Source organism: Arenimonas aestuarii, from assembly GCF_054781715.1.
Genome location: NZ_BAAGTW010000004.1, coordinates 316,505 through 336,565, shown reverse-complemented (window position 1 = coordinate 336,565; position 20,061 = coordinate 316,505). Strand labels below are relative to the sequence as shown.

Genomic DNA, 20,061 nt, shown 5'->3' with positions numbered 1-20,061 from the left:
GGGCAGTTTCATGCTTATCGGCGTCCCCAAGGAAATCAAGAACCACGAATACCGCATCGGCCTGACCCCGGCCGGCGTACGCGAACTGTGCTCCCACGGCCACCAGGTGATGGTGCAGCGCGACGGCGGCAAGGCCATCGGCCTCACCGACGAGATGTACGAAGCCGCCGGCGCCAGCATCGTCGACAGCGCGGCGGCGATCTTCGCCAAGGCCGAGATGATCATCAAGGTGAAGGAACCCCAGCCCGTCGAGTGCGCCATGCTGCGCCCGGGCCAGATCCTCTACACCTACCTGCACCTTGCCCCGGACCCGGACCAGACCGCGGCCCTGGTGAAGTCGGGCTGCACCGCGATCGCCTACGAAACCGTCACCGACCGCAAGGGTGGCCTGCCGCTGCTGGCGCCGATGTCGGAAGTCGCCGGCCGCATGTCCATCCAGGCCGGCGCGCATGCGCTCGAGAAGGCCCAGGGTGGCGCCGGCGTGCTGCTGGGCGGCGTGCCGGGCGTGAAGCCGGCGAACGTGGTGGTGCTGGGCGGCGGCGTCGTCGGCCTCAACGCCGCGCGCATGGCCATGGGCATGAACGCCCGGGTGACCATCCTCGACCGCTCGCTCGACCGCCTCAAGTACATCGACGAACTCTACGGCGACCGCATGACCACGCTGTATTCCACCGTCGACACCGTGGAATACCTGCTGCCCTTCACCGACCTGGTGGTCGGCGCCGTGCTGATCCCGGGCGCCGCCGCGCCCAAGCTGATCACCCGCAAGCAGCTGGCGCTGATGCGGCCCGGCTCGGTGCTGGTGGACGTGGCGATCGACCAGGGCGGCTGCTTCGAAACCTCCAAGGCCACCACCCACCAGAACCCGACCTACGAAGTGGACGGCATCATCCACTACTGCGTCGCCAACATGCCCGGCGGCGTCGCCCGCACCTCGACCTTCGCGCTGACCAACGCCACCCTGCCCTATGCGGTGAAGCTGGCGAACAAGGGCGTGCAGGCGATGCTCGACGACGAGCACCTGCTCAACGGCCTGAACGTGCACGCCGGCAAGATCACCTACGAAGCCGTCGCCCGCGACCTGGGCTACGAGTACGTGCCGGCCGCCACGGCCCTGAAGGGCTGAGCCATGGCCGACCCCCGCCGCATCCCGCACTTCATCCACGGCCAGCCGCGGGATGGAACGTCGGGGCGGTGGGGCGAGGTCTTCGACCCGGCCACCGGTGCCGTGCAGGCGCAGGTGGCCCTGGCTTCGGCCGACGAGGTGTCGGCAGCGGTGGCCGCCGCGCAGGCGGCCTTCCCGGCCTGGGCAGCCACGCCGCCGCTGGCCCGGGCCCGGGTGCTGTTCCGCTACAAGGCCCTGCTCGAGCAGCACGCCGACGAACTGGCCGCCGCCATCACCGCCGAACACGGCAAGGTGCTGGCCGACGCCCGCGGCGAAGTGACCCGCGGCATCGAAGTGGTCGAGTTCGCCTGCGGCGCGCCGCAGCTGCTCAAGGGCGAACACTCCATGGACGTCGGCCGCGACGTCGATTCCTGGTCCGAATTCGCGCCGCTGGGCGTGGTCGCCGGCATCACGCCGTTCAACTTCCCGTGCATGGTGCCGATGTGGATGTTCCCGGTGGCCCTGGCCTGCGGCAACAGCTTCGTGCTCAAGCCCAGCGAACGCGACCCGACGCCGTCGATGATCCTGGCCAGGCTGTTGAAGGAAGCCGGCCTGCCCGACGGCGTTTTCAACGTGGTGCACGGCGACAAGGCCGCGGTGGACGCCCTGCTCGATGACCCGCGGGTGCAGGCGATCAGCTTCGTCGGCTCGACGCCGATCGCCCAGTACATCTATTCGCGCGGTTCGGCGAACGGAAAACGCGTGCAGGCCCTGGGCGGCGCCAAGAACCACATGGTGCTGCTGCCCGACGCCGACCTCGACCAGGCCGCGGCGGCCCTGCTGGGCGCGGCCTACGGCTCGGCCGGCGAACGCTGCATGGCGATCTCGGTGGCGGTCTGCGTCGGTGACGCCACCGCCGATGCCTTGGTTTCCCGCCTCGGGCCCATGGTCGAAAGCCTGCGCATCGGCCCCGGGAACCAGGGCGAACCGGACATGGGTCCGCTGATCACCGCGGCCCACCGCGACAAGGTGCGCGATTACGTGGACACCGGCGTCGCCGAAGGCGCCACGCTGGTGGTGGACGGCCGCGACCTGGTGGTCGCGGGCGCGCCGGACGGCTTTTTCCTCGGTGGCTGCCTGTTCGACCGGGTCAGGCCGGCCATGCGCATCTATCGCGAGGAAATCTTCGGGCCGGTGCTTTGCGTGCTGCGGGTAGCGGACTTCGAGGCCGCGCTGGCCCTGGTCAACGAGCACGAATACGGCAACGGCACCGCGGTCTTCACCCGCGACGGCGACGCCGCCCGCCAGTTCGCGCACCGCGTGCAGGCGGGCATGGTCGGCATCAACGTGCCGATCCCGGTACCGATGGCCTTCCACAGCTTCGGCGGCTGGAAACGCAGCCTGTTCGGCCCGCTGCACGTGCACGGCCCCGATGGCGTGCGCTTCTACACGCGCCTGAAAACCATCACCGCCCGCTGGCCCACCGGTGTGCGCGACCCCGAGTTCGTGATGCCGACGATGAAGTGAAGCGACGCCCCGACGTCAGCTGGCGTCGAGAATGCCCTGCACGATGCCGACGCCCATCAGGATCGCCAGGATACCGACCACCGTGAAAAAACCCCCGACCAGCGCGGCGAGCAGCGCCCGTGCCAGGCGTGCCCAGGCGTTGCCCGGGAAATAGCCGATGCAGGTGGCGGCGTACAGGACCAGGGGCAGCAGCAGCGCGACCGGCGCCATGCCGGGGACATGCAACCACTCATCGAGCACCAGCACCACCGCTTCGATCACGAGCACGTGACCGAGCAAGTACAGGCACAGCACCCACATCTCCGCGAACCCGGGCCGATGTTTCCGGAAAGCCACGCACAGTGCACCGGCAAGGGCAGGCATGACGACCAACAGGAACAGCCACTCGATCCGTTCGAGCACTCCCCACATCGCCACCAGCGCTTCTTCATTGGCTTGCCCGGCGCCGGCGCCACGCATGAAACCGTCATGGGCGCTTTCGGCCGCACCGAAACCCTGGAACACCAGCGCCGCCAGGGCGAAGCAGACAAGGAAATAGCGCAGCGGCCTGACGATGCGCTGGTCGCGATCGACAATGTAGCCGCGGATCAGGGCGCCCGGGGCGAGGCACAGGCGGGCGAAGGTCCAGGGCAGCCCCCGCTCGAGATTGAAAACCTCGTCGCCGAAGTCGCGCCAGAAGGCTCTCATCGTCAGGCGCGGGGGCGTGGAAGGTGGCTGCAAGGGCGTCGCCATTCGGGGATGGGCAGGCCAACATAGGGCATGGCCTTCCGGCGCACCAGCCCGCGGGAGAATTCCGCATCCCATGAACGGTCTGAGCGCCTGGCCTGAGGCTCGCCCGCGCCGTCCGACGCCGCGCAGGCGCGGCTCCAGCCGCGATGCCCTTAGCCGATTTTTCCCGGGAAATAGCGCACCAGCTTCTCTACTTTCGGCATCGACACGTACTGGATGTAGGGCTGCCCGGGATTGCGCGCCGCGTAGTCGTGGTGGTGGCTTTCCGCCACGAAGAACGTGTCCATGTCCTCGATGGTGGTCGCGATCGGCGCGGCGTACACGCCCGCCTGCTCCAGCTGTGCGAGGTAGGCGCCGGCGACGTAGCGCTGGTCGGCGTCGAGCGGGAAGATCGCCGAGCGGTACTGCGGGCCGACATCGTTGCCCTGGCGGTCCTTCTGGGTCGGGTCGTGCGCCACCGCCATGAACACCTTCAGCAACTGGCCAAAACTGATGCGGGCCGGGTCGTAGCGGATGCGGATGGCTTCGGCGTGCCGGGTGCGGCCGCTGCACACGGCCTCGTAGTTGGCGGTGTCGGCGCTGCCACCGGCATAACCGGGCAGGACTTCGGTGACGCCCGCCAGCTGGCGATACACCGCCTCGGTGCACCAGAAACAACCGCCGGCCAGCACCAGCTCGCCGCGGTCGTCGGCGGCCGCGATGTCCTGGGCCGGGTCGGGCACGTCCGAGGGCGGCACGCGCAGGCCCTGGCCGGGGAGTTCGCAGGACTCATTCGCCATGCGGGGTTTCCTGCATCAGGGCTTCGGCGGCCTCGGCGCAGAACTCGCCTTCCCAGCGCGCCATCAGCGCCAGGTAGAGCAGCTTCTCGAATTCCGGGCGGAAACGACGGATCACCGAGTCCGGGTCGGGCATCAGCTTGGCGTCGGCGATGAGGCCGAAATGCACGGCACCGTTGTAGCTCAGGATGGAGATGCCCAGCCCGATCGAGCCGTTCTGCGGCACCCAGAACATCAGGTCGCGGATCTTGCTGCCACCCAGGTAAAGCGGCATCTGCGGCCCGGGCACGTTGGTGGCCACCGCCGAGGCCTTGCGGCTGAACATCTCCAGCGCGAAGGACTGGACCGCCGGCGGCGCCATGCCCACCGCCGCCAGGGCGCCGAACGTGGCCACGGCCTGCCGCGACTTGCGCAGCAGTTTCATGGACTCGGCCACGCGCTCGAGCCGGCGCATCGGGTTGGGTTCGCCCACGGGCAGCTCCAGGAACACCAGCCCGAAGTGGTTGCCCAGCTGCTTGGCGTGCTCCAGCGGCCGCAGGTTCACCGGCACGGTGGCACGGATGGTGATGCCGTCGAGCTGCTCGCCGCGTTCGATCATGTAGCTGCGCAGGGCACCCGTGGCCGAAGCCAGCAGGATGTCGTTGACCGTGCAGCGCAGGGCCCGGCTGACCGACTTGACCTCGTCGAGCGCCAGCGGCTCGGCCCAGGCCACGCGTTTGCTGACACCCAGGCGGCCCTTGAGCACGGTGTCGGGATCGTCGGAAAGCGCCAGGGCGAGGCCGATTTCCCGGGCGATGTCCACGCCCTCGCTGGCCAGCACGGCGGCCAGCGTCGGGTCGCGGTAAAAATCCATGCCCTTCTCGAGCATCTTGTTGCCCAGCTGCACGTAGCGGTCGATCGCGCCCACGCGCTTGGCCACGGGGGCGTGTTCTTCCTTTTTCAGCCAGCGCTTGGCCAGCGACTGCTTGCGTTTGTCGTCCTCGCCCATCTCGGTCAGCGACAGCAGCACCTGCACCAGGGCGATGCCGTCGGCATAACAGTGGTGGATGCGCGAGATCAGGGCCGAGCCACCGTCGTAGCGTTCGACCAGGTGGAATTGCCAGAGTGGCTTGGACTTGTCGAGCGGCGTCGAGGCCAACTGGCTGGTCAGGCGCTCGAGCTCGCGCTTGCCGCCCTTGCCCGGCAATGCGGTCAGGCGGATGTGCCAGTCGAGGTCGAAATCCGGGTCGTCCTGCCAGAACGCGCCCGTCGGCCCGTCCACGGCCTTTTGCCGGAAACGCGGATAGGCCAGGAACTTCTGCTCGATCACCTTGCGCAGGGTGCGGATGTCGAGGGGGGTCTCGAACATCATCACGCCGGTGATCATCATCAGGTTGGTGGCGCGCTCCATGCGCAGCCAGGCGGTGTCCACCCGGGACATCGGCGTCTTCTTACCCTTGCTGCGCGCCACGGCCATGTTTCCTCCCCGGTTCCGGGCAGGATGCCGGCCGCGGCGCCAGGGCGTCAACGCCGGGCGGGACCGTCGGCACGCACCGACGCGTAGGCGGCCAGCGCGGCCTCGCGGCTGGTACGCAGGTCCACCAGCGGCTGGCGCGGGTAGTCGGGTGCCTTTTCGCGCAGCAACCCGGGCTGTTCCCAGGGCGCCGCCAGCGCCGAATCGGGCAGTTTCGCCAGCTCCGGCAGCCAGCGCCGGAGATAGGCGCCGTCCGGGTCGAAGCGCTGGGTCTGCGAGATCGGGCTGAAAATGCGGAAATACGGCGCGGCATCGGCGCCGGTGCCGGCGGTCCACTGCCAGCCCTGGGTGTTGTTGGCCAGGTCGGCGTCGACCAGGGTGTCCCAGAACCAGTCGGCGCCGTGGCGCCAGTGCATGCGCAGGTTCTTGGTCAGGAAACTCGCCGCCACCATGCGCACGCGGTTGTGCATCCAGCCGGTGGACCAGAGTTCGCGCATACCCGCGTCCACCATCGGCACGCCCGTGCGACCCTGCTGCCAGGCTTCGAGCAGCGCCTGGTCGGGATCGGCCCAGGGGAACTCCCCGAATTTCGGATTGAGGTTGTCGGTGGGCGTGTCCGGGAAATGGAACAGCAGGTGGTGGCTGAATTCACGCCAGCCCAGCTCGGAAAGATAGTGGTCCAGGTCGGGCCGGATCGCCGCCGGCCAGTCGCCTGCCTGCAGCGCGGCGACGATCGTTCGAGGCGAAATCTCGCCGAAGTGCAGGTGCGGCGACAGGCGCGAGGTGCCAACCCGGCCCGGCATGTCGCGCTGGCGCTTGTAACCGTTCAGGGCGCCGTCCAGGAAGATTTCCAGCAACTCCTGCGCCCCGGCCTCGCCTGGGCTCCAGTGCTCCCAGAAGACGCTGTCCCAGGCCGGCTCGTGGGCCGGCGGCGACAGGCGCAGGTCCTCCGTGTCCAGGCCGGCCAGCGTCGCCGGCGGCTCGGGCAGGCGTTCGGGCGCGGACGCGGCGCGCACCGTTTCAAGCACCTGGCGGGCGTTTTTCCAGAATGGAGTGAATACGCGGTAGGGACCGCCCTGCCCGGTCTGCACCGCCCAGGGTTCGACCAGCAGCGCGCCGTTGTGGCTTTCGACCTCCAGGCCACGCGACTTCAGGCCCTGCTTGATGCGGGTGTCGCGGGCGATGCAGGCCGGCTCATACAGACGGTTCCAATGCAGGGCCTCGGCGCGGGTTTCCGCGATCAGCTTCTCCAGTTCGGCCAGGCTCTCGCCCCGGCGGATCACCAGGCGCGAACCCCGTGCGCGCAGGTCGGCGTCGAGCGCCCGCAGCGACCGGTGCAGCCAGGCGCGGCTGGCGGCACCGGGGGCCCAGGGCGCTTCTTCGTCGGGCGCGTGGATGTAAACGGGTACCGGCACGTGGCCGGCGTCCAGCGCCGCCTGCAGGGCCGGGTTGTCGGCCAGGCGCAGGTCGCGGCGGAACCAGACGATGGCGTGGGACATGCGTCTTCAGCCCGCCCGCACCATCGGCCGCACGGCCTGGAAACCGCCGTCCAGGGCGATCACCTGGCCGGTGATCCAGCCGGCCTCGTCCGACAGCACGAATGCAGCCAGCGCCGCAGCGTCTTCGGCTTCGCCATGCCGGCCCAGCGGGTACTGGGAGCGGATGGCCTTGGTCGACGCCTCGCTGGACAGGAGGCGGGCAGTGGCCGGCGTACGCAGCAGGCCGGGGGCGATGGCGTTGATACGCAGGCCGGCCGCGGAGTAATCCGCCGCCAGCGCCCGTACCAGGCCTTCGACGCCGCCCTTGGCGGCCGCGATCGCGGCGTGGTTGGCCACGCCCATGCCCGCGGCCACCGAACTGAAGAACAGCAGGCTGCCGCCCTGCCCTGCCTTCTGCACGCGCGGTGCGTAGGCCTGGGCAATGAAGAAAGCGCTGTCGAGGTTGGCGGCCAGGCAGTCGCGGTACATCGCTTCGGTAGTGCGCGGCAGCGAGCCCAGCACCACCGCGCCGGCACAGTGCGCCAGGGCGTTTGGCGGCGCGCCGAAGGCGCCTTCGGCGGCCGCCAGCGCATGGTCGGCGCCGGCGGCGGTGGACACGTCGGCTTCGATGACCAGGTCGGCCGGGTCGGACGACAGCTTGTCGGGCTGGCGGGTCACCAGGGCCAGGCGCCAGCCGGCGTCGCGCAGGCGGCTGGCCAGGGTGGTGGCGACGCCGCCGGAGGCGCCGGTGATCAGGCAGGTGGGCATGGTTGTTTCCGCGTCAGGAGATGCTGCACAGCCTAGCCGTCGTCCCCGTGTTCCGGCCGTGAACCGTCGGCAAGGCGGGCGCGGATCATGGCCGCCTGCGCCTGCACCGCCTCGAGTTCGGCAGCCGGCCGGCGCCCCAGGTGCGACCACTGCAGGGCGGTGCGCGGATGCCGTTCAAAACGCTCGCGGTGGCGGACCAGGAAGTCCCAGTAAAGCGTGGTGAACGGGCAGGCCGACTCGCCCGTGGATTCGTCCGGCCGGAAGCGACAGCCGCTGCAGTGGTTGGACATGCGCTGGATGTACTTGCCCGAGGCGGCGTAGGGCTTGCTGACCATGCGCCCGCCGTCGGCGTACAGGGCCATGCCCAGCACGTTGGGCAGTTCCACCCACTCCACGGCGTCCACGTACACGGCCAGGAACCAGGCGTGCACCTCCTTGGGCCGCACGCCCAGCAGCAGGGCGAACAGGCCAAGCACCATCAGGCGTTCGATATGGTGGCCGTAGCCGAGGTCGAGCGTGTGCCGCAGCGCGTCGCGCAGGCAGGCCATGCGGGTGTCGCCGGTCCAGTAGAAGGCCGGCAGCGGCTGGTCGGCGCCCAGTACGTTCTGCTCGAGGAACCCGGGCATGCGAAGCCAGTACACCCCGCGCACGAATTCGCGCCAGCCCAGCACCTGCCGGATGAAACCTTCGGCGGCTTCGATCGGCACCTGGCCGTCCCGCCAGGCGCGCTCCACCGCCGCGACGACCTCGCGCGGCCCGATCAGCTTGAGATTCATCGCCGCCGACAGCCGCGAATGGTAGAGCCAGGGTTCGCCGGCCCACATCGCGTCCTGGTAGCGCCCGAACAGCGGCAGCCGGTGCACGATGAAATCGTCCAGGGCCTCGCGGGCCTGGCCCGGGTCCAGCGGCCAGTCGAAGCCGTCGAGCTTGCCCGGATGTCCCGCGAAGCGGGTTTCGACCAGGGCCAGCACCTCGCGGGTTCGCGGATCGGGCGCGAAGGAGCGTGGCGCCGGCAGCCAACCCGGTCCGCGGCGGTCGAAGCGGCCGCGGTTGGCGGCGTCGAAGTTCCAGCGGCCGCCGGCCGGTTCGCCGTCGTCGAGCAGCACGCCTTCGCGCCGGCGCAGCCAGCGGTAGAAGTGCTCCATGCGGTATTCGCGCCGGCCCCTGGCCCAGGCGCTGAAGTCATCGCCGTCGCAGTAGAAGTGGCGGTCCGGGACCTCGACCCAGGTGATGCCGGCGGCCTTGCACACCGCCGGCAGCGACTGCGCCAGGCGCCATTCGCCGGGCCGCACGGCGACTACCTTGCGCGGACGCAGGCTGGCCAGGTCGGCCGCCAGGGCGTCGTCGAGGCCGGTGGCGTCGTGTTCGCCCAGGGCGCGGTAGTGCACGGTCCAGCCCCGCGCCCGCAGTTGATCGCGGAAGCGCCGCATCGCGGCCAGGAACAGCGCGATGCGCGGTTTGCCCGACCAGACCTGGGTCGCTTCGTGCTCGACCTCGGCCATCCACACCGCGTCCGTGGCCGGGTCGAAGTCATCAAAAACCGCGGAATCGCGGTCGAGCTGGTCACCCAGGACCAGCACCAGGTGGCGCAGGGGATCTGACATCGCCGCAGTGTCGCGCCGGCGCCGTGCAGGCGGCGGCAAGGCGGCTCAGCCGCCGCTGTATTCGCGCGGGATGCGGCCGTTGAGGCCGACCAGGATTTCGTAGGGAATGGTGCCGGCAGCCAGGGCCACGTCTTCGCAGCGGATGACCTGGTCGCCCTGGCGGCCGATCAGCACCACTTCGTCTTCGTTGTAGGCGGTGCCGGTCGGGCCGATGTCGACCATGAACTGGTCCATGCAGATGCGCCCGACGATGGGATGGCGCTGGCCACGCACCAGCACGTGGCCGCGCGAGGACAGCGCCCGCGGGAAGCCATCGCCGTAGCCGATCGGCACCGTCACCACCCGGGTGTCGGCCGCGGGTGCCCAGGTGGCGCCATAACTGACCGGATCGCCGGCCGGCACGACCTTGAAGTACACGACCTGGGATACCAGCGACAGCGCCGGCCGCAGGTCCACCGCGGGCCGGGACGCGCGGTCTGGCAGCACGCCGAACAGCGCGATGCCGGGCCGGACCATGTCCAGGTGGGTTTCCGGGAAATGCAGCACGCCGCCGGAGTTGGCCAGGTGGCGCAGGGGCATCGGCGCCCCGACCCGTTCGAAGTGGGCGCAGGCGCCGAGGAAGCGTTCGAGCTGGCGCGCCGTCACCGGCGATTCCGGGTCGTCGGCGCAGGCCAGGTGCGAATAGATGCCCTTGATGTCGCACCACGGCGAGGCCAGCGCCGCCTCGATGAAGGGCCCGGCGTGGTAGCTGTGCACGCCGATGCGTTCCATGCCGGTGTCGATCTTCAGGTGCACGGTGGCACGCCGGCCCAGGGACTCGGCCGCGGCCTCGACCTGGCGCAGCTTGTCGATCGAGGACACGGTGACTTCCAGGTCGTTGGCGATCACCGTGGCCGCCTGCGGGCCGAAGATGCCGCCCATCACCAGGATCGGCAGCCGCACCCCGGCGCGCCGCAGCGCGATGCCCTCCTCCAGAAAGGCCACGCCCAGCTGGCCCGCGCCCAAGGCCTGCAGGTGCAGGCCCACGCGCGCCAGGCCGTGGCCATAGGCGTTGGCCTTGATGATCGGCATCACCGGCACGCCGGCGTGGGCGGCCAGGGCGTGCAGGTTGTGCGAGATCGCGTCCAGGTCCACGCGGATGCGCGTGGGCCGCTGGCCGAAGATGTCGTCGCGGTGGGCGGCGGGGTCCATGTCCGGATTCTAGCCTGGGCTACTCCCGGCCCGGCACCGGCTTATTCGAAGCTGCCGACGCTGTCGCGGGCCAGGTTGTCGAAGCGGGTGTACTCGCCGAAGAACTTGAGCTTGATGGTGCCGGTGGGACCGGAACGCTGCTTGGCGATGATGACCTCGGCCAGGCCCTTGTCGCCCGAGTCCTTGTGGTAGTACTCGTCGCGGTAGATGAACATGATGATGTCGGCGTCCTGCTCGATGGCGCCCGACTCACGCAGGTCGGCCATGACCGGGCGCTTGTCGGTGCGCGATTCCAGGCCGCGGTTGAGCTGCGACAGGGCCACCACCGGCACGTTGAGCTCCTTGGCCAGGGCCTTGAGCGAACGCGAGATCTCGGAGATTTCGTTGGTGCGGTTCTCGCCGGTGCCCGGTACCTGCATCAGCTGCAGGTAGTCGACGACGATCAGGCCCAGGTCGTGTTCGCGCTTGATGCGCCGCGCCTTCGATCGAAGCACGTCGGGCGACAGCGCCGGGGTGTCGTCGATGAAGACCTTCACCTCCGAAAGCATCTTGATGGCCATGTTCACCCGCGACCAGTCCTCGTCCTCGAGCTGGCCCGTGCGCAGGCGGGTGGCGTTGATGCGGCCGATCGAGGAGATGAGGCGGAACGCCAGCTGCGAGGACGACATTTCCATCGAGTACACCGCCACCGCCTTCTTGGTCTTGAGCGCGGCGAATTCGGCGATGTTCAGGGCCAGCGTGGTCTTACCCATGGCCGGCCTGGCGGCGAGGATGATCAGGTCGGACGGCTGCAGGCCGGCGGTGAGCTCGTCCAGGTCGGCGAACCCGGTGGGCAACCCGGTGACGTTGCCCTGGTTTTCGTAGCGCTCCTGCAGGACCTGGAAGGCGTCCTTCATGGCGTCGCGCAGGGAGACGAAATCGGCGCGGCCGCGGCGGCCCTGCTCGGCGATCTTGAAGACCCGCATTTCGGCGGCCGAGAGTACTTCCTGGCTGTCGCGGCCCTCGGGCTGGAAACCGTCGTTGACGATCTCGGTGCCGGCCTCGATGAGCTGGCGCAGCACGGCCTTCTCGCGCACGATCTCGGCATAGGCCCGGATGTTGGCGGCCGACGGGGTGGTGCTGGCCAGTTCGATCAGGTAGCCGGTGCCGCCGATCTGTTCGCTGAGCGAGTTGGACTCGAACCACTCGCCCAGGGTGACGGCGTCGAAGGGTTTGTTCTTTTCGCTCAGGTCGCGGATGGCGCGGTAGATCAGCCGGTGGTCGCGCCGGTAGAAATCGTGTTCGGTAAGGAAGTCGCCGACGCGGTCGAGGGAATCGGGGGCGAGCATGAGCCCGCCCAGCACGGCCTGCTCGGCCTCGACCGACTGGGGCGGGAGGCGCAAGGCGTCGATCTTGGCGTCGGTGCGAAAGGATTCGGGACGTGCGGACATGTTCGCCTTGTTCTTGGATGCGACGTGGCGGGGCCGGCGTGGGCCGGGTCGGTCATCCTAAGGCCCCGGCCACGGGAGCGTTAGGCATAACCCTGTGCATAACCGGTGGGCATCTCTCTACACCGCCCCTGTCTCACGGGCTGCGACGGCGCGGGGGCGCTAAAAAACAACGGGCGCCCTGGGGCGCCCGTCGTGAATCGCCTGCGGCCTGGACTCAGGCTTCGGCTTCGACGACCACCTTGATGGTGGTGCCGACGTCGGCGTGCATGCGCACTTCGATGTCGAACTCGCCGGTGCGGCGCAGCGGGCCTTCGCCCAGCACCACTTCGTTCTTTTCCAGCGGGAAGCCGGCGGCGGTGAAGGCCTCGGCGATCTCGCGCGGGCCGACCGAGCCGAACAGCTTGCCCTCGGTCGAGGCATTGGCGGCGATGGTCACCGTCGCGCCCTCGAGCTTGGCCTTGCGGGCTTCGGCATCAGCCAGCTGGGCATTGGCCTTGGCTTCGTACTCGGCGCGCTTGGCTTCGAACTGGGCCACGTTGTCGGCGGTCGCCGGCACGGCCTTGCCGTAGGGGATCAGGTAGTTGCGGCCGAAACCCGGCTTGACCTTGACCTTGTCGCCCAGGCCGCCGAGGTTGACGACCTTCTGCAGGAGGATCAGTTCCATTTTTTTAACTCCGTAACGTTAGCGGGGCGCGGGGCCCCGCAACTAAGGCTGTCCGTCAGGATCAGTTCTGGTGGTTGTCGGTGTACGGGATCAGGGCCAGCTCGCGGGCGCGCTTGATCGCGGTCTGCAGCTGGCGCTGGTACTTGGCCTTGGTGCCGGTGATGCGGCTGGGAACGATCTTGCCGTTCTCGGTCAGGTACTGGCGCAGGGTGTTGAGATCCTTGTAATCGATCTCCTTGACACCTTCGGCGGTGAACTTGCAGAACTTGCGGCGGCGGAAGAACTTGCTCATGACTTTCTCCTGGCTCAGGCCGCGTCGGCGTTGGAATTGCGGTTGTCGTTGTCGCTGCTGCCGATGCCGGACTCTTCGTCCTCACGGCGCGGGCGGCGCTCGGTCTTCTCGTCCTTGCTCTTCATGATCAGGGACTGCTCGGTGACGGCTTCGTCGCGGGCGATGATCATGTGGCGCAGCACCGCGTCGTTGAAGCGGAAACCGTCGACCAGCTCGGTCAGCTCGTTCTTGCCGACTTCGATGTTCATCAGCACGTAGTGGGCCTTGACCAGGTTGTCGATGGCGTAGGCGAGCTGGCGGCGACCCCAGTCTTCAAGACGGTGGATCTTGCCCTCACCGCCCTCGATCAGCGACTTGTAGCGCTCGATCATGGCCGGCACCTGCTCGCTCTGGTCCGGATGGACCATGAAGACGACTTCGTAATGGCGCATTGTTGTTTCCTTGTGGATGCGGCCGAGGATTCGGCCTGGCAGCCCCCGGCCGGGATGGATGGCCATCCGCCGTGGAGCAAGGTCTCCCCGGAATGGGGAGCCGCGCATTATGCCAGAACCTGAGTCTCGGCCGCAAGATGCTGACCCACATAGGTTTTTGACGGCTTAGTGGTGCCTGGAAGCCACCAGCAGGGCCTTGTCACGGATCGCCTCGGCCTCTGATTCACCAGCGGCCAGCATGGCGTCGGCTTCGTCCTTGCAGGCATCGCGGCCGTCGCCGGCTGCCATACCCTCGCAAACCTGCACGGCGACCTCATGCTTGCCCTTGGCGGCCGTGTGCATCACGTCGTAGCGGGCATGGGCGACGGCCACCATCGCATCAGCCTCGGCCTCGTCCAGTTCCTGGTGGGCCTCGCCTTCGGTCTCGCTGTAGTCGATACGGGCCGCGTCGGTCTCGTAACGGGCGTCAGAGATGTCCTCGCTGGCGTCTTCGCGCGCCTCGGCGTCGGCGTCTGAGGCCTCGGCCCGGGCTTGAGCCACATCGCGATTGGTTTCGCTCGCGGTTTCCTGGCAGCCGGCGAGCAGCGCCAATGAAATGGCCAGGGCAAGTGGGATCGTGTGGCGGGTCATGGGGATTGCTCCTCGGTCTGCGGGAGGCAGCCGACCGGCAGGGGGCCGGGCTGCGTGGGAAGCGGGTTGATTGGCGCAAACCGGGCCGGTCCGGCCTCGGCGGTGGGGCCGGATGCTGCCGGCACGCCGAGCCGTATGGCGCGCTCAGCCTGGCTTTCCACCCAGTCGACTTGGCATAGCGTGGTCATGGTCAGCAACTCCTCCAAGGGGAATCCCAGCTTGGGGTCGCAACGCCAAGCCGGTCGGTGCGCTATCGAACGTTGGTACGCGTCCTTGTTCGCCCGGTATTCGTCATGCCCCGGCGTCATGCGGGCCGAGGAACTCGCGCACCTGTCGCTCGGCGGCCTCGTGGCTGATGCCATAACGCAGTTCGACCAGCGCGACGAGTTTGTGCAGATGCCCGTCGGTCGCGATCAGTTCGTCCACCCCGGCCAGGGGCCAGGTTTGCCGGGCTTCGCCCAGGCGGTTCCTCCAGCGACCGGCGGAGCCGGCGACGCGACGAAGTGAATGGGTCCCTGGTGAATCTGCCTTCGGCGCGGTCCCGGTGCTGGCCGCACGGGGCATGCCGGGCAGCGTCCGGTAACGACCTCCCTCGGCTTCGGGCAAGACCCGGGGCGGAACCACGGGCAGGCCCATTTCAGGCCAGAACAGGGACTTGAGGGACCCCAGGAATCCAGCGATCCGGCTGGGCGAATTGAAGCCGCCGCGGGAGTGCCCGCCACGACGCGATGGATATGACGTCTTGCCCATATGGATTACCCCCTGTCGCGCTCGCTCGTCAGCCAAGGGCAATCCCGCCGGGTACTCGTCCCTGGACCCGGCGGGATCTCTTGGGGGCGGCGGAGAGAGTCACCGTCCCTTGCCGAATACGGTCAGATCCTGCCCAGCAACCAGAGCACCAGCACGATTACGAGAATCACGCCGATCACGCCGCTGGGCCCGTAGCCCCAGTTGCGGCTGTGGGGCCAGGTGGGGATGGCACCAAGCAGGAACAGCACAAGCAGGATCAGGAGAATCAGGGATACGCTCATGGCGGGTGGCCTCCGGGATGGGCTGATGCAACGGCTCGAAGCGAGCCGGGCGTTGGCGCAGGTAGCCGCCGACGTTCAATCTAGCCGGCCCGCCCGCACGGCTCCGTGCGCTCGCGTACATAGCGCCGCCAAGCGTTAGAGCGCACCAACCCGGCCGTCCCCGCGGCTTGGACTGGCCCATGCCAGCCACTCGAAGAAGAGAATCCCGGACAACAACCCTGCTGCGTGACCTGCCGCGCGCGGCCAGGCAGAGGCTGCTCGCCGGCTGCGTGCAGCGGGCGGCGCTATTGATCGCGGCGAGCCAGCTCCGGGACCGCGGCGCCATCCACGACAGCCGAGGTGACGCGCACATGGACCGCCGCGAGCGCCGGGAACGGGCCGCCTTCAGGTGTCAAGGGGAGTACCGCAGCGAGGGGCGAGGGCCGCCGCGCTGAAAGGCAGTTGGCCAGCCGGCGTGGTTCAGGCGGCGCGGTCGGCCTTGGTGCTGAAGGATTCGCCGCAGCCGCAGGCGTCCTCGACGTTGGGGTTGCGGAAGACGAACTGCTGGTTCAGGCCCTGGCTGACGAAGTCGATCTCGGTGCCGTCCACCTGGGGCAGGCTGTGGGCATCGACATAAACCGCCACGCCGCCGGTTTCGAAGACCGTGTCGTCGGGGCCGGCGGCCTGGGCCATGTCCACCACGTAGGCGAAGCCGGTGCAGCCGGACTTGCGGACCCCGAAGCGCAGCCCCAGCGTGCCCGGCGTCTGGGCCTGGTAGGTGCGGATGCGTTCGACGGCGGCGGGGGTCAGCGTGATGGCCATGGCGGGGTCCGTGATTAGTCGGGGGCAAGGCAGCGTGGAGTATACCGCCGCTGCGCCGGGGCGCGCCTGCGGGTATCCTTGCGCACTTAACCAGATGGGCCCTTCGGGGCAGGGAATCAAGGCATGGCAGTGGTCAGCGTCCAGCAGGCGCTCGGCGGGGAAGTCACCCCGGGCGGGGAAGTCACGGTCCGCGGCTGGGTTCGCACCCGGCGCGACTCCAAGGCAGGACTGAGTTTCGTCAACGTCAGCGACGGTTCCTGCTTCGCACCGATCCAGGTGGTCGCGCCGGCCACGCTGGCCAACTACGAGGACGAGGTCCGCCGGCTCAGCGCGGGCTGTTCCGTGGTCGCCACCGGCACCCTGGTGCCGTCCCAGGGCCAGGGCCAGGGTTTCGAGATCCAGGCCAGCGCGATCGAGGTGCTGGGCTGGGTCGAAGACCCGGAAACCTACCCCATCCAGCCCAAGGCGCACTCGCTGGAATTCCTGCGCGAGGTCGCGCACCTGCGCCCGCGCACCAACCTGTTCGGCGCCGTCACCCGCATCCGGCACTGCCTGGCCCAGGCCGTGCACCGCTTCTTCCACGAGCAGGGTTTCTACTGGATCAGCACGCCGATCATCACCACCTCCGACGCCGAAGGCGCCGGCCAGATGTTCCGCGTCTCGACCCTGGACATGGCCAACCTGCCGCGCGACGGCAAGGGCAACGTGGACTTCACCAAGGACTTCTTCGGCAAGGAGACTTTCCTCACCGTCTCCGGCCAGCTCAACGTCGAGGCCTACTGCCTGGCGCTGAGCAAGGTCTACACCTTCGGCCCGACCTTCCGCGCCGAGAACAGCCACACCACCCGGCACCTGGCCGAGTTCTGGATGATCGAGCCGGAAATCGCCTTCGCCGACCTCACCGCCAATGCCGACCTCGCCGAGGCCTTCCTCAAGTACCTGTTCGAGGCCGTGCTGGCCGAGCGTGCCGACGACATGGCGTTCATCGCCGAACGCGTACAGAAGGACGCGGTGACCCGCCTGGAGAACTTCATCGACTCGCCCTTCGAGCGCATCGACTACACCGAGGCGGTCAAGCTGCTTCAGGATTCGGGCCACAAGTTCGACTACCCGGTCGAATGGGGCCTGGACCTGCAGACCGAACACGAACGCTGGCTCACCGAGGTGCACGTCGGCCGGCCGGTGGTGGTGATGAACTACCCCGAGCAGATCAAGGCCTTCTACATGCGCCTGAACGACGACGGCAAGACCGTCGCAGCCATGGACGTGCTGGCGCCGGGCATCGGCGAGATCATCGGCGGCAGCCAGCGCGAAGAGCGCCTGGACGTGCTGGACAAGCGCATGGCGCAGTTCGGCCTCGATGGCGAGCATTACGGCTGGTACCGCGATTTCCGCCGCTACGGCAGCGTGCCGCACGCCGGCTTCGGCCTGGGCTTCGAGCGCCTGGTGGTCTATACCTGCGGCCTGGCCAACATCCGCGACGCCATTCCCTACCCGCGCGCGCCGGGCCTGGCGACGTTCTGACGATGCAGACGGGCGCCGGCTCACTGCTGATCTTCCTGATGCTGGGCCTTGCCGGCTCGGCGGCGCCGGCGCATTTCGGCTTCCGCGTGCTGGCCTTCCGGCAGCAGCTGGACAAGGCCTACCCCTTCACGCCCGACACCAGGGACGGCGGCTGGGGCTACAGTTGGTGGCTGATGCGCTGGAAACACCGCGTGCACGCCGACCCGTCCCTGAACTTCTTCGGCGGCATCGCCGCCGGCAGCGGCTGGCTGGCCCTGGTCGGCAGCGCCGGCGTGCTGCTGCTGATCGCACTGCAATAAAAGGAATCCCCGATGAGCGATCAAACCAACCCCGACAACGACCAATGGTGGCTGGCCGCCCTACCCCGCATGCTTGTCTGGTCGCGCCTGCGCGTGCTTGAAAGCGGGGTCGCCGAGGTCTTCGACTGCGATGGCCGCATCAACATCTATGAAAGCGAAGACGTCGCCCGCTCCATGCTGATGGACGCCGAGTTCCGCGAATTCGCCGGCATGGACGAGGAAGACGCCGAAGCCTGGGGCCTGGACCTGGAAGAAATCGAACCGCCGCGGGCCGACAGCGACGACGAGCTGCGCGAGCGCATGATGCAGCCGATAAAGACCCCGCTGTCGGGACAGGATTGGTAGGGACCACGAGGAGCACCGATGCACAAGGACCTGGCCGGGCGACACGCCCTGGTATGTGGAGGCTCGGAAGGAATCGGCCTGGCGGCCGCCACCGCGCTGGCCGAACGCGGCGCCGACGTGACCGTGCTGGCCCGGCGTCCGGGCCGGCTGTCCGAAGTCGCTGCCAACCTGCCCCGCGTGCATGACTCGCAGCGCCACGGTTTCGTGGCGGCTGATGCCGGCGACACCGCGGCCCTGGCCGCGCAGGTCGCCGCGCTGTGCGAAAGCCGCCCGGTACACATCCTGCTCAACAATACCGCCGGCCCGCCTGGTGGCCCCGCGCACGCCGCCGATCCCCAGGCTTACCTCGACGTCTTCCGCCAGCACCTGGTCGCCGGCCAGGTGCTGGTGCAGGCCGTGCTGCCGGGCATGAAGGCCGCCGGCTGGGGTCGCGTCGTCAACGTCATCTCGACGTCGGTGAAGGAACCCATCGCCAACCTCGGCGTGTCCAATACCGTGCGTGGCGCGGTGGCCAGCTGGGCCAAGACCCTGGCGACCGAACTGGGCCCCTTCGGCATCACGGTCAACAATGTGCTGCCCGGATACACGCGCACCCAGCGCCTGGACCAGATCCTGGCCGAGCGGGCCAGCGCCACCGGCAAGCCCGAGGAGGACATCGCCAGGGGCATGCTCGCCACGGTGCCGGCCGGCCGGTTCGGGGAACCCGCCGAAGTCGCCGCCGCCATCGCCTTCCTCGCCTCGCCGGCCGCGGCTTACGTCAACGGCATCAACCTGCCGGTGGATGGCGGGCGCACGAAGTCGCTATGAGGTCGCGCCGGTGAACGACCATCGCTTCAACCAGCGTGTGCCCTACGCCGCCCGGGTCATGGTGGTGCGCGGCGACGATGCCTGGCTTGGCGAGGTCGTCGACCTCTCCGAAGGCGGCTGCGGCCTGTTCCGGCCCGAGGGTTGCACCCTCCAGGTGGCCGAGGTCGTGCAGCTGGTGTTTTTCGACCAGCCCGGGCCCGCCGTGCTGGTTGGTGCCCGCGTCGCCCGCGTCCAGGACAGCTTGCTGGGATTCGAGTACCACGACCCGCAGCAGGTGCCGCCGGTGTGCACCCGGGCCGCGACACAGCCTGCACGCGCCTGAGCCCAGACTCGCGGCATGCCTGAAGGTCCCGAGATCCGCCGCGCAGCCGACCGCCTCGCCGAAGCCGTGGTCGGCCGCCCCCTGGCCGCCGCCTGGTTCCACTTCCCCGAGCTCAAACGCCACCACAAGACCCTGGTGGGACGGACGATCACGGCGATCGAACCACACGGCAAGGCCCTGCTGACACATTTCGACCACGGGCTGAGCCTGTACTCGCACAACCAGCTCTATGGGGTATGGAAGGTCGCGCCCGCCGGCGAACGACCAGCCGAAGGGGCGCGGTCGCTGCGGGTGGCCCTGGAAACACACGAGCGCGCGATCCTGCTCTACTCCGCCTCCGACGTGGCAATGTGGAAAACCGCCGAGCTGCCCCGCCACCCCTTCCTGGCCAAGCTCGGTCCGGACGTGCTCGATGGTTCCCTGACCGCAGCCACCGTCGGCAAGCGCCTGCAGGACCCACGTTTTTCCGGACGCTCGCTGGTGGCGCTGCTGCTCGACCAGGGGTTCCTGGCCGGCATGGGCAACTACCTGCGCTCGGAAGTGCTGTTCACGGCCGGCATCGCGCCCGAGCGGCGGCCGTCCGGGCTCAGCGCGACCGAGCGCCGGCGCCTGGCCAAGGCCCTGCTGGACGTGCCGCGGGCCAGCTATCGCACCCGCGGCATCGAAGCAGCCTCGGGCATGAAGAGTGACTACCTCACCGACACCCCCGCGGGATTCCGCTTCCAGGTCTTCGACCGCGAGGACGAACCCTGCCCACGCTGTGGCGACGTGGTCGTTCGCCAGGAGCTGGGCAGCCGCCGCCTCTACTGGTGCAGGAACTGCCAGACCTGATCGCGGCGTTTCCCGACCTGTCC

General features: G+C 68.8%; 23 protein-coding genes. 8 read left to right on the top strand and 15 right to left on the bottom strand.

The genetic code is table 11. From position 1 onward, the window contains the following. Positions 1–10 precede the first annotated feature (10 nt). Positions 11–1,126 carry an alanine dehydrogenase gene (ald, locus tag ACYVJH_RS02395; protein ID WP_460453058.1) on the top strand — a complete coding sequence of 372 codons (1,116 nt, stop codon included), beginning with the start codon at positions 11–13 and terminating at the stop codon, positions 1,124–1,126. A gap of 3 nt (positions 1,127–1,129) precedes the next feature. Next, positions 1,130–2,632, top strand: a complete 1,503-nt coding sequence (locus ACYVJH_RS02390; protein ID WP_460453057.1) for a CoA-acylating methylmalonate-semialdehyde dehydrogenase — start codon at positions 1,130–1,132, stop codon at positions 2,630–2,632. A gap of 15 nt (positions 2,633–2,647) precedes the next feature. Here the strand turns inward: ACYVJH_RS02390 and ACYVJH_RS02385 are convergent, their stop codons facing one another. From ACYVJH_RS02385 to ACYVJH_RS02315, 15 genes are all read right to left on the bottom strand, one after another. Next, positions 2,648–3,319 (bottom strand): DUF3667 domain-containing protein, encoded by a 672-nt coding sequence (locus ACYVJH_RS02385; RefSeq protein WP_460453056.1) that lies wholly within the window; start codon positions 3,317–3,319, stop codon positions 2,648–2,650. 194 nt (positions 3,320–3,513) lie between these two features. Continuing rightward, complete coding sequence (gene msrA / locus ACYVJH_RS02380; RefSeq protein WP_460453055.1) at positions 3,514–4,140, bottom strand: peptide-methionine (S)-S-oxide reductase MsrA; 627 nt, start codon at positions 4,138–4,140, stop codon at positions 3,514–3,516. Next, positions 4,130–5,593, bottom strand: a complete 1,464-nt coding sequence (locus tag ACYVJH_RS02375; RefSeq protein WP_460453054.1) for a WS/DGAT/MGAT family O-acyltransferase — start codon at positions 5,591–5,593, stop codon at positions 4,130–4,132. The genes msrA and ACYVJH_RS02375 overlap by 11 nt, the downstream gene beginning before the upstream one ends. 47 nt (positions 5,594–5,640) lie before the next feature. Continuing rightward, positions 5,641–7,089: a cryptochrome/photolyase family protein gene (locus tag ACYVJH_RS02370; RefSeq protein ID WP_460453053.1), complete on the bottom strand. Its 1,449-nt coding sequence runs from the start codon at positions 7,087–7,089 to the stop codon at positions 5,641–5,643. A gap of 6 nt (positions 7,090–7,095) precedes the next feature. Beyond that, on the bottom strand, positions 7,096–7,836 hold the full coding sequence (locus ACYVJH_RS02365; RefSeq protein WP_460453052.1) for an SDR family NAD(P)-dependent oxidoreductase: 741 nt from the start codon (positions 7,834–7,836) through the stop codon (positions 7,096–7,098). 32 nt (positions 7,837–7,868) lie between these two features. Further along, entirely contained in the window at positions 7,869–9,440 is a 1,572-nt protein-coding gene (locus ACYVJH_RS02360) for a cryptochrome/photolyase family protein (RefSeq protein WP_460453051.1), read from the bottom strand. A 45-nt stretch (positions 9,441–9,485) separates the two neighbouring features. Further along, positions 9,486–10,631, bottom strand: coding sequence for an alanine racemase (gene alr / locus ACYVJH_RS02355; protein ID WP_460453050.1), 1,146 nt, complete (start codon positions 10,629–10,631; stop codon positions 9,486–9,488). A gap of 41 nt (positions 10,632–10,672) precedes the next feature. Beyond that, positions 10,673–12,061, bottom strand: a complete 1,389-nt coding sequence (locus ACYVJH_RS02350) for a replicative DNA helicase (protein WP_460453049.1) — start codon at positions 12,059–12,061, stop codon at positions 10,673–10,675. A gap of 214 nt (positions 12,062–12,275) precedes the next feature. After that, positions 12,276–12,725: a 50S ribosomal protein L9 gene (gene rplI / locus ACYVJH_RS02345; protein WP_460453048.1), complete on the bottom strand. Its 450-nt coding sequence runs from the start codon at positions 12,723–12,725 to the stop codon at positions 12,276–12,278. Positions 12,726–12,786: 61 nt separating this feature from the next. After that, on the bottom strand, positions 12,787–13,017 hold the full coding sequence (rpsR, locus tag ACYVJH_RS02340; RefSeq protein ID WP_034220475.1) for a 30S ribosomal protein S18: 231 nt from the start codon (positions 13,015–13,017) through the stop codon (positions 12,787–12,789). 14 nt (positions 13,018–13,031) lie between these two features. Then, a complete protein-coding gene (rpsF, locus tag ACYVJH_RS02335; protein ID WP_188662379.1) occupies positions 13,032–13,448 on the bottom strand; it encodes a 30S ribosomal protein S6 in 417 nt (138 codons plus the stop codon). 165 nt (positions 13,449–13,613) lie between these two features. Next, positions 13,614–14,078, bottom strand: coding sequence for a hypothetical protein (locus ACYVJH_RS02330; protein WP_460453047.1), 465 nt, complete (start codon positions 14,076–14,078; stop codon positions 13,614–13,616). Between the two features lie 291 nt (positions 14,079–14,369). Further along, positions 14,370–14,828, bottom strand: a complete 459-nt coding sequence (locus ACYVJH_RS02325; protein ID WP_460453046.1) for a CsbD family protein — start codon at positions 14,826–14,828, stop codon at positions 14,370–14,372. Between the two features lie 122 nt (positions 14,829–14,950). Continuing rightward, a complete protein-coding gene (locus ACYVJH_RS02320) occupies positions 14,951–15,109 on the bottom strand; it encodes a DUF3309 family protein (RefSeq protein ID WP_460453045.1) in 159 nt (52 codons plus the stop codon). Between the two features lie 459 nt (positions 15,110–15,568). Then, positions 15,569–15,910, bottom strand: a complete 342-nt coding sequence (locus ACYVJH_RS02315) for a HesB/IscA family protein (RefSeq protein ID WP_460453044.1) — start codon at positions 15,908–15,910, stop codon at positions 15,569–15,571. Between the two features lie 123 nt (positions 15,911–16,033). Here ACYVJH_RS02315 and asnS point away from each other — a divergent pair, with 123 nt between their 5' ends. The 6 genes from asnS to nei are packed head-to-tail and all read left to right on the top strand — an operon-like array spanning position 16,034 to position 20,038. Next, a complete protein-coding gene (gene asnS, locus ACYVJH_RS02310; RefSeq protein WP_460453043.1) occupies positions 16,034–17,434 on the top strand; it encodes an asparagine--tRNA ligase in 1,401 nt (466 codons plus the stop codon). A 2-nt stretch (positions 17,435–17,436) separates the two neighbouring features. Continuing rightward, a complete protein-coding gene (locus ACYVJH_RS02305; protein WP_460453042.1) occupies positions 17,437–17,733 on the top strand; it encodes a hypothetical protein in 297 nt (98 codons plus the stop codon). A 12-nt stretch (positions 17,734–17,745) separates the two neighbouring features. Beyond that, positions 17,746–18,078, top strand: a complete 333-nt coding sequence (locus ACYVJH_RS02300; protein ID WP_460453041.1) for a hypothetical protein — start codon at positions 17,746–17,748, stop codon at positions 18,076–18,078. A gap of 18 nt (positions 18,079–18,096) precedes the next feature. After that, positions 18,097–18,885, top strand: a complete 789-nt coding sequence (locus ACYVJH_RS02295) for an SDR family oxidoreductase (protein WP_460453040.1) — start codon at positions 18,097–18,099, stop codon at positions 18,883–18,885. A gap of 10 nt (positions 18,886–18,895) precedes the next feature. After that, on the top strand, positions 18,896–19,207 hold the full coding sequence (locus tag ACYVJH_RS02290; protein WP_460453039.1) for a PilZ domain-containing protein: 312 nt from the start codon (positions 18,896–18,898) through the stop codon (positions 19,205–19,207). 15 nt (positions 19,208–19,222) lie between these two features. Then, on the top strand, positions 19,223–20,038 hold the full coding sequence (gene nei / locus ACYVJH_RS02285) for an endonuclease VIII (protein WP_460453038.1): 816 nt from the start codon (positions 19,223–19,225) through the stop codon (positions 20,036–20,038). The last annotated feature ends 23 nt before the right edge of the window (positions 20,039–20,061 follow it).

Excerpts from the sequence above, each read along its gene's own strand:
- ACYVJH_RS02325 (WP_460453046.1), bottom strand. The coding sequence starts at position 14,828 with ATGGGCAAGACGTCATATCCATCGCGTCGTGGCGGGCACTCCCGCGGC.
- rpsR (WP_034220475.1), bottom strand. The coding sequence starts at position 13,017 with ATGAGCAAGTTCTTCCGCCGCCGCAAGTTCTGCAAGTTCACCGCCGAA.
- ACYVJH_RS02375 (WP_460453054.1), bottom strand. The coding sequence starts at position 5,593 with ATGGCCGTGGCGCGCAGCAAGGGTAAGAAGACGCCGATGTCCCGGGTG.
- nei (WP_460453038.1), top strand. The coding sequence starts at position 19,223 with ATGCCTGAAGGTCCCGAGATCCGCCGCGCAGCCGACCGCCTCGCCGAA.
- ACYVJH_RS02365 (WP_460453052.1), bottom strand. The coding sequence starts at position 7,836 with ATGCCCACCTGCCTGATCACCGGCGCCTCCGGCGGCGTCGCCACCACC.
- ACYVJH_RS02315 (WP_460453044.1), bottom strand. The coding sequence starts at position 15,910 with ATGGCCATCACGCTGACCCCCGCCGCCGTCGAACGCATCCGCACCTAC.
- ACYVJH_RS02300 (WP_460453041.1), top strand. The coding sequence starts at position 17,746 with ATGAGCGATCAAACCAACCCCGACAACGACCAATGGTGGCTGGCCGCC.
- ACYVJH_RS02385 (WP_460453056.1), bottom strand. The coding sequence starts at position 3,319 with ATGAGAGCCTTCTGGCGCGACTTCGGCGACGAGGTTTTCAATCTCGAG.
- rplI (WP_460453048.1), bottom strand. The coding sequence starts at position 12,725 with ATGGAACTGATCCTCCTGCAGAAGGTCGTCAACCTCGGCGGCCTGGGC.
- ACYVJH_RS02360 (WP_460453051.1), bottom strand. The coding sequence starts at position 9,440 with ATGTCAGATCCCCTGCGCCACCTGGTGCTGGTCCTGGGTGACCAGCTC.
- asnS (WP_460453043.1), top strand. The coding sequence starts at position 16,034 with ATGGCAGTGGTCAGCGTCCAGCAGGCGCTCGGCGGGGAAGTCACCCCG.
- ACYVJH_RS02390 (WP_460453057.1), top strand. The coding sequence starts at position 1,130 with ATGGCCGACCCCCGCCGCATCCCGCACTTCATCCACGGCCAGCCGCGG.
- ACYVJH_RS02330 (WP_460453047.1), bottom strand. The coding sequence starts at position 14,078 with ATGACCCGCCACACGATCCCACTTGCCCTGGCCATTTCATTGGCGCTG.
- alr (WP_460453050.1), bottom strand. The coding sequence starts at position 10,631 with ATGGACCCCGCCGCCCACCGCGACGACATCTTCGGCCAGCGGCCCACG.
- msrA (WP_460453055.1), bottom strand. The coding sequence starts at position 4,140 with ATGGCGAATGAGTCCTGCGAACTCCCCGGCCAGGGCCTGCGCGTGCCG.
- rpsF (WP_188662379.1), bottom strand. The coding sequence starts at position 13,448 with ATGCGCCATTACGAAGTCGTCTTCATGGTCCATCCGGACCAGAGCGAG.
- ACYVJH_RS02320 (WP_460453045.1), bottom strand. The coding sequence starts at position 15,109 with ATGAGCGTATCCCTGATTCTCCTGATCCTGCTTGTGCTGTTCCTGCTT.
- ald (WP_460453058.1), top strand. The coding sequence starts at position 11 with ATGCTTATCGGCGTCCCCAAGGAAATCAAGAACCACGAATACCGCATC.
- ACYVJH_RS02295 (WP_460453040.1), top strand. The coding sequence starts at position 18,097 with ATGCACAAGGACCTGGCCGGGCGACACGCCCTGGTATGTGGAGGCTCG.
- ACYVJH_RS02305 (WP_460453042.1), top strand. The coding sequence starts at position 17,437 with ATGCAGACGGGCGCCGGCTCACTGCTGATCTTCCTGATGCTGGGCCTT.
- ACYVJH_RS02350 (WP_460453049.1), bottom strand. The coding sequence starts at position 12,061 with ATGTCCGCACGTCCCGAATCCTTTCGCACCGACGCCAAGATCGACGCC.
- ACYVJH_RS02370 (WP_460453053.1), bottom strand. The coding sequence starts at position 7,089 with ATGTCCCACGCCATCGTCTGGTTCCGCCGCGACCTGCGCCTGGCCGAC.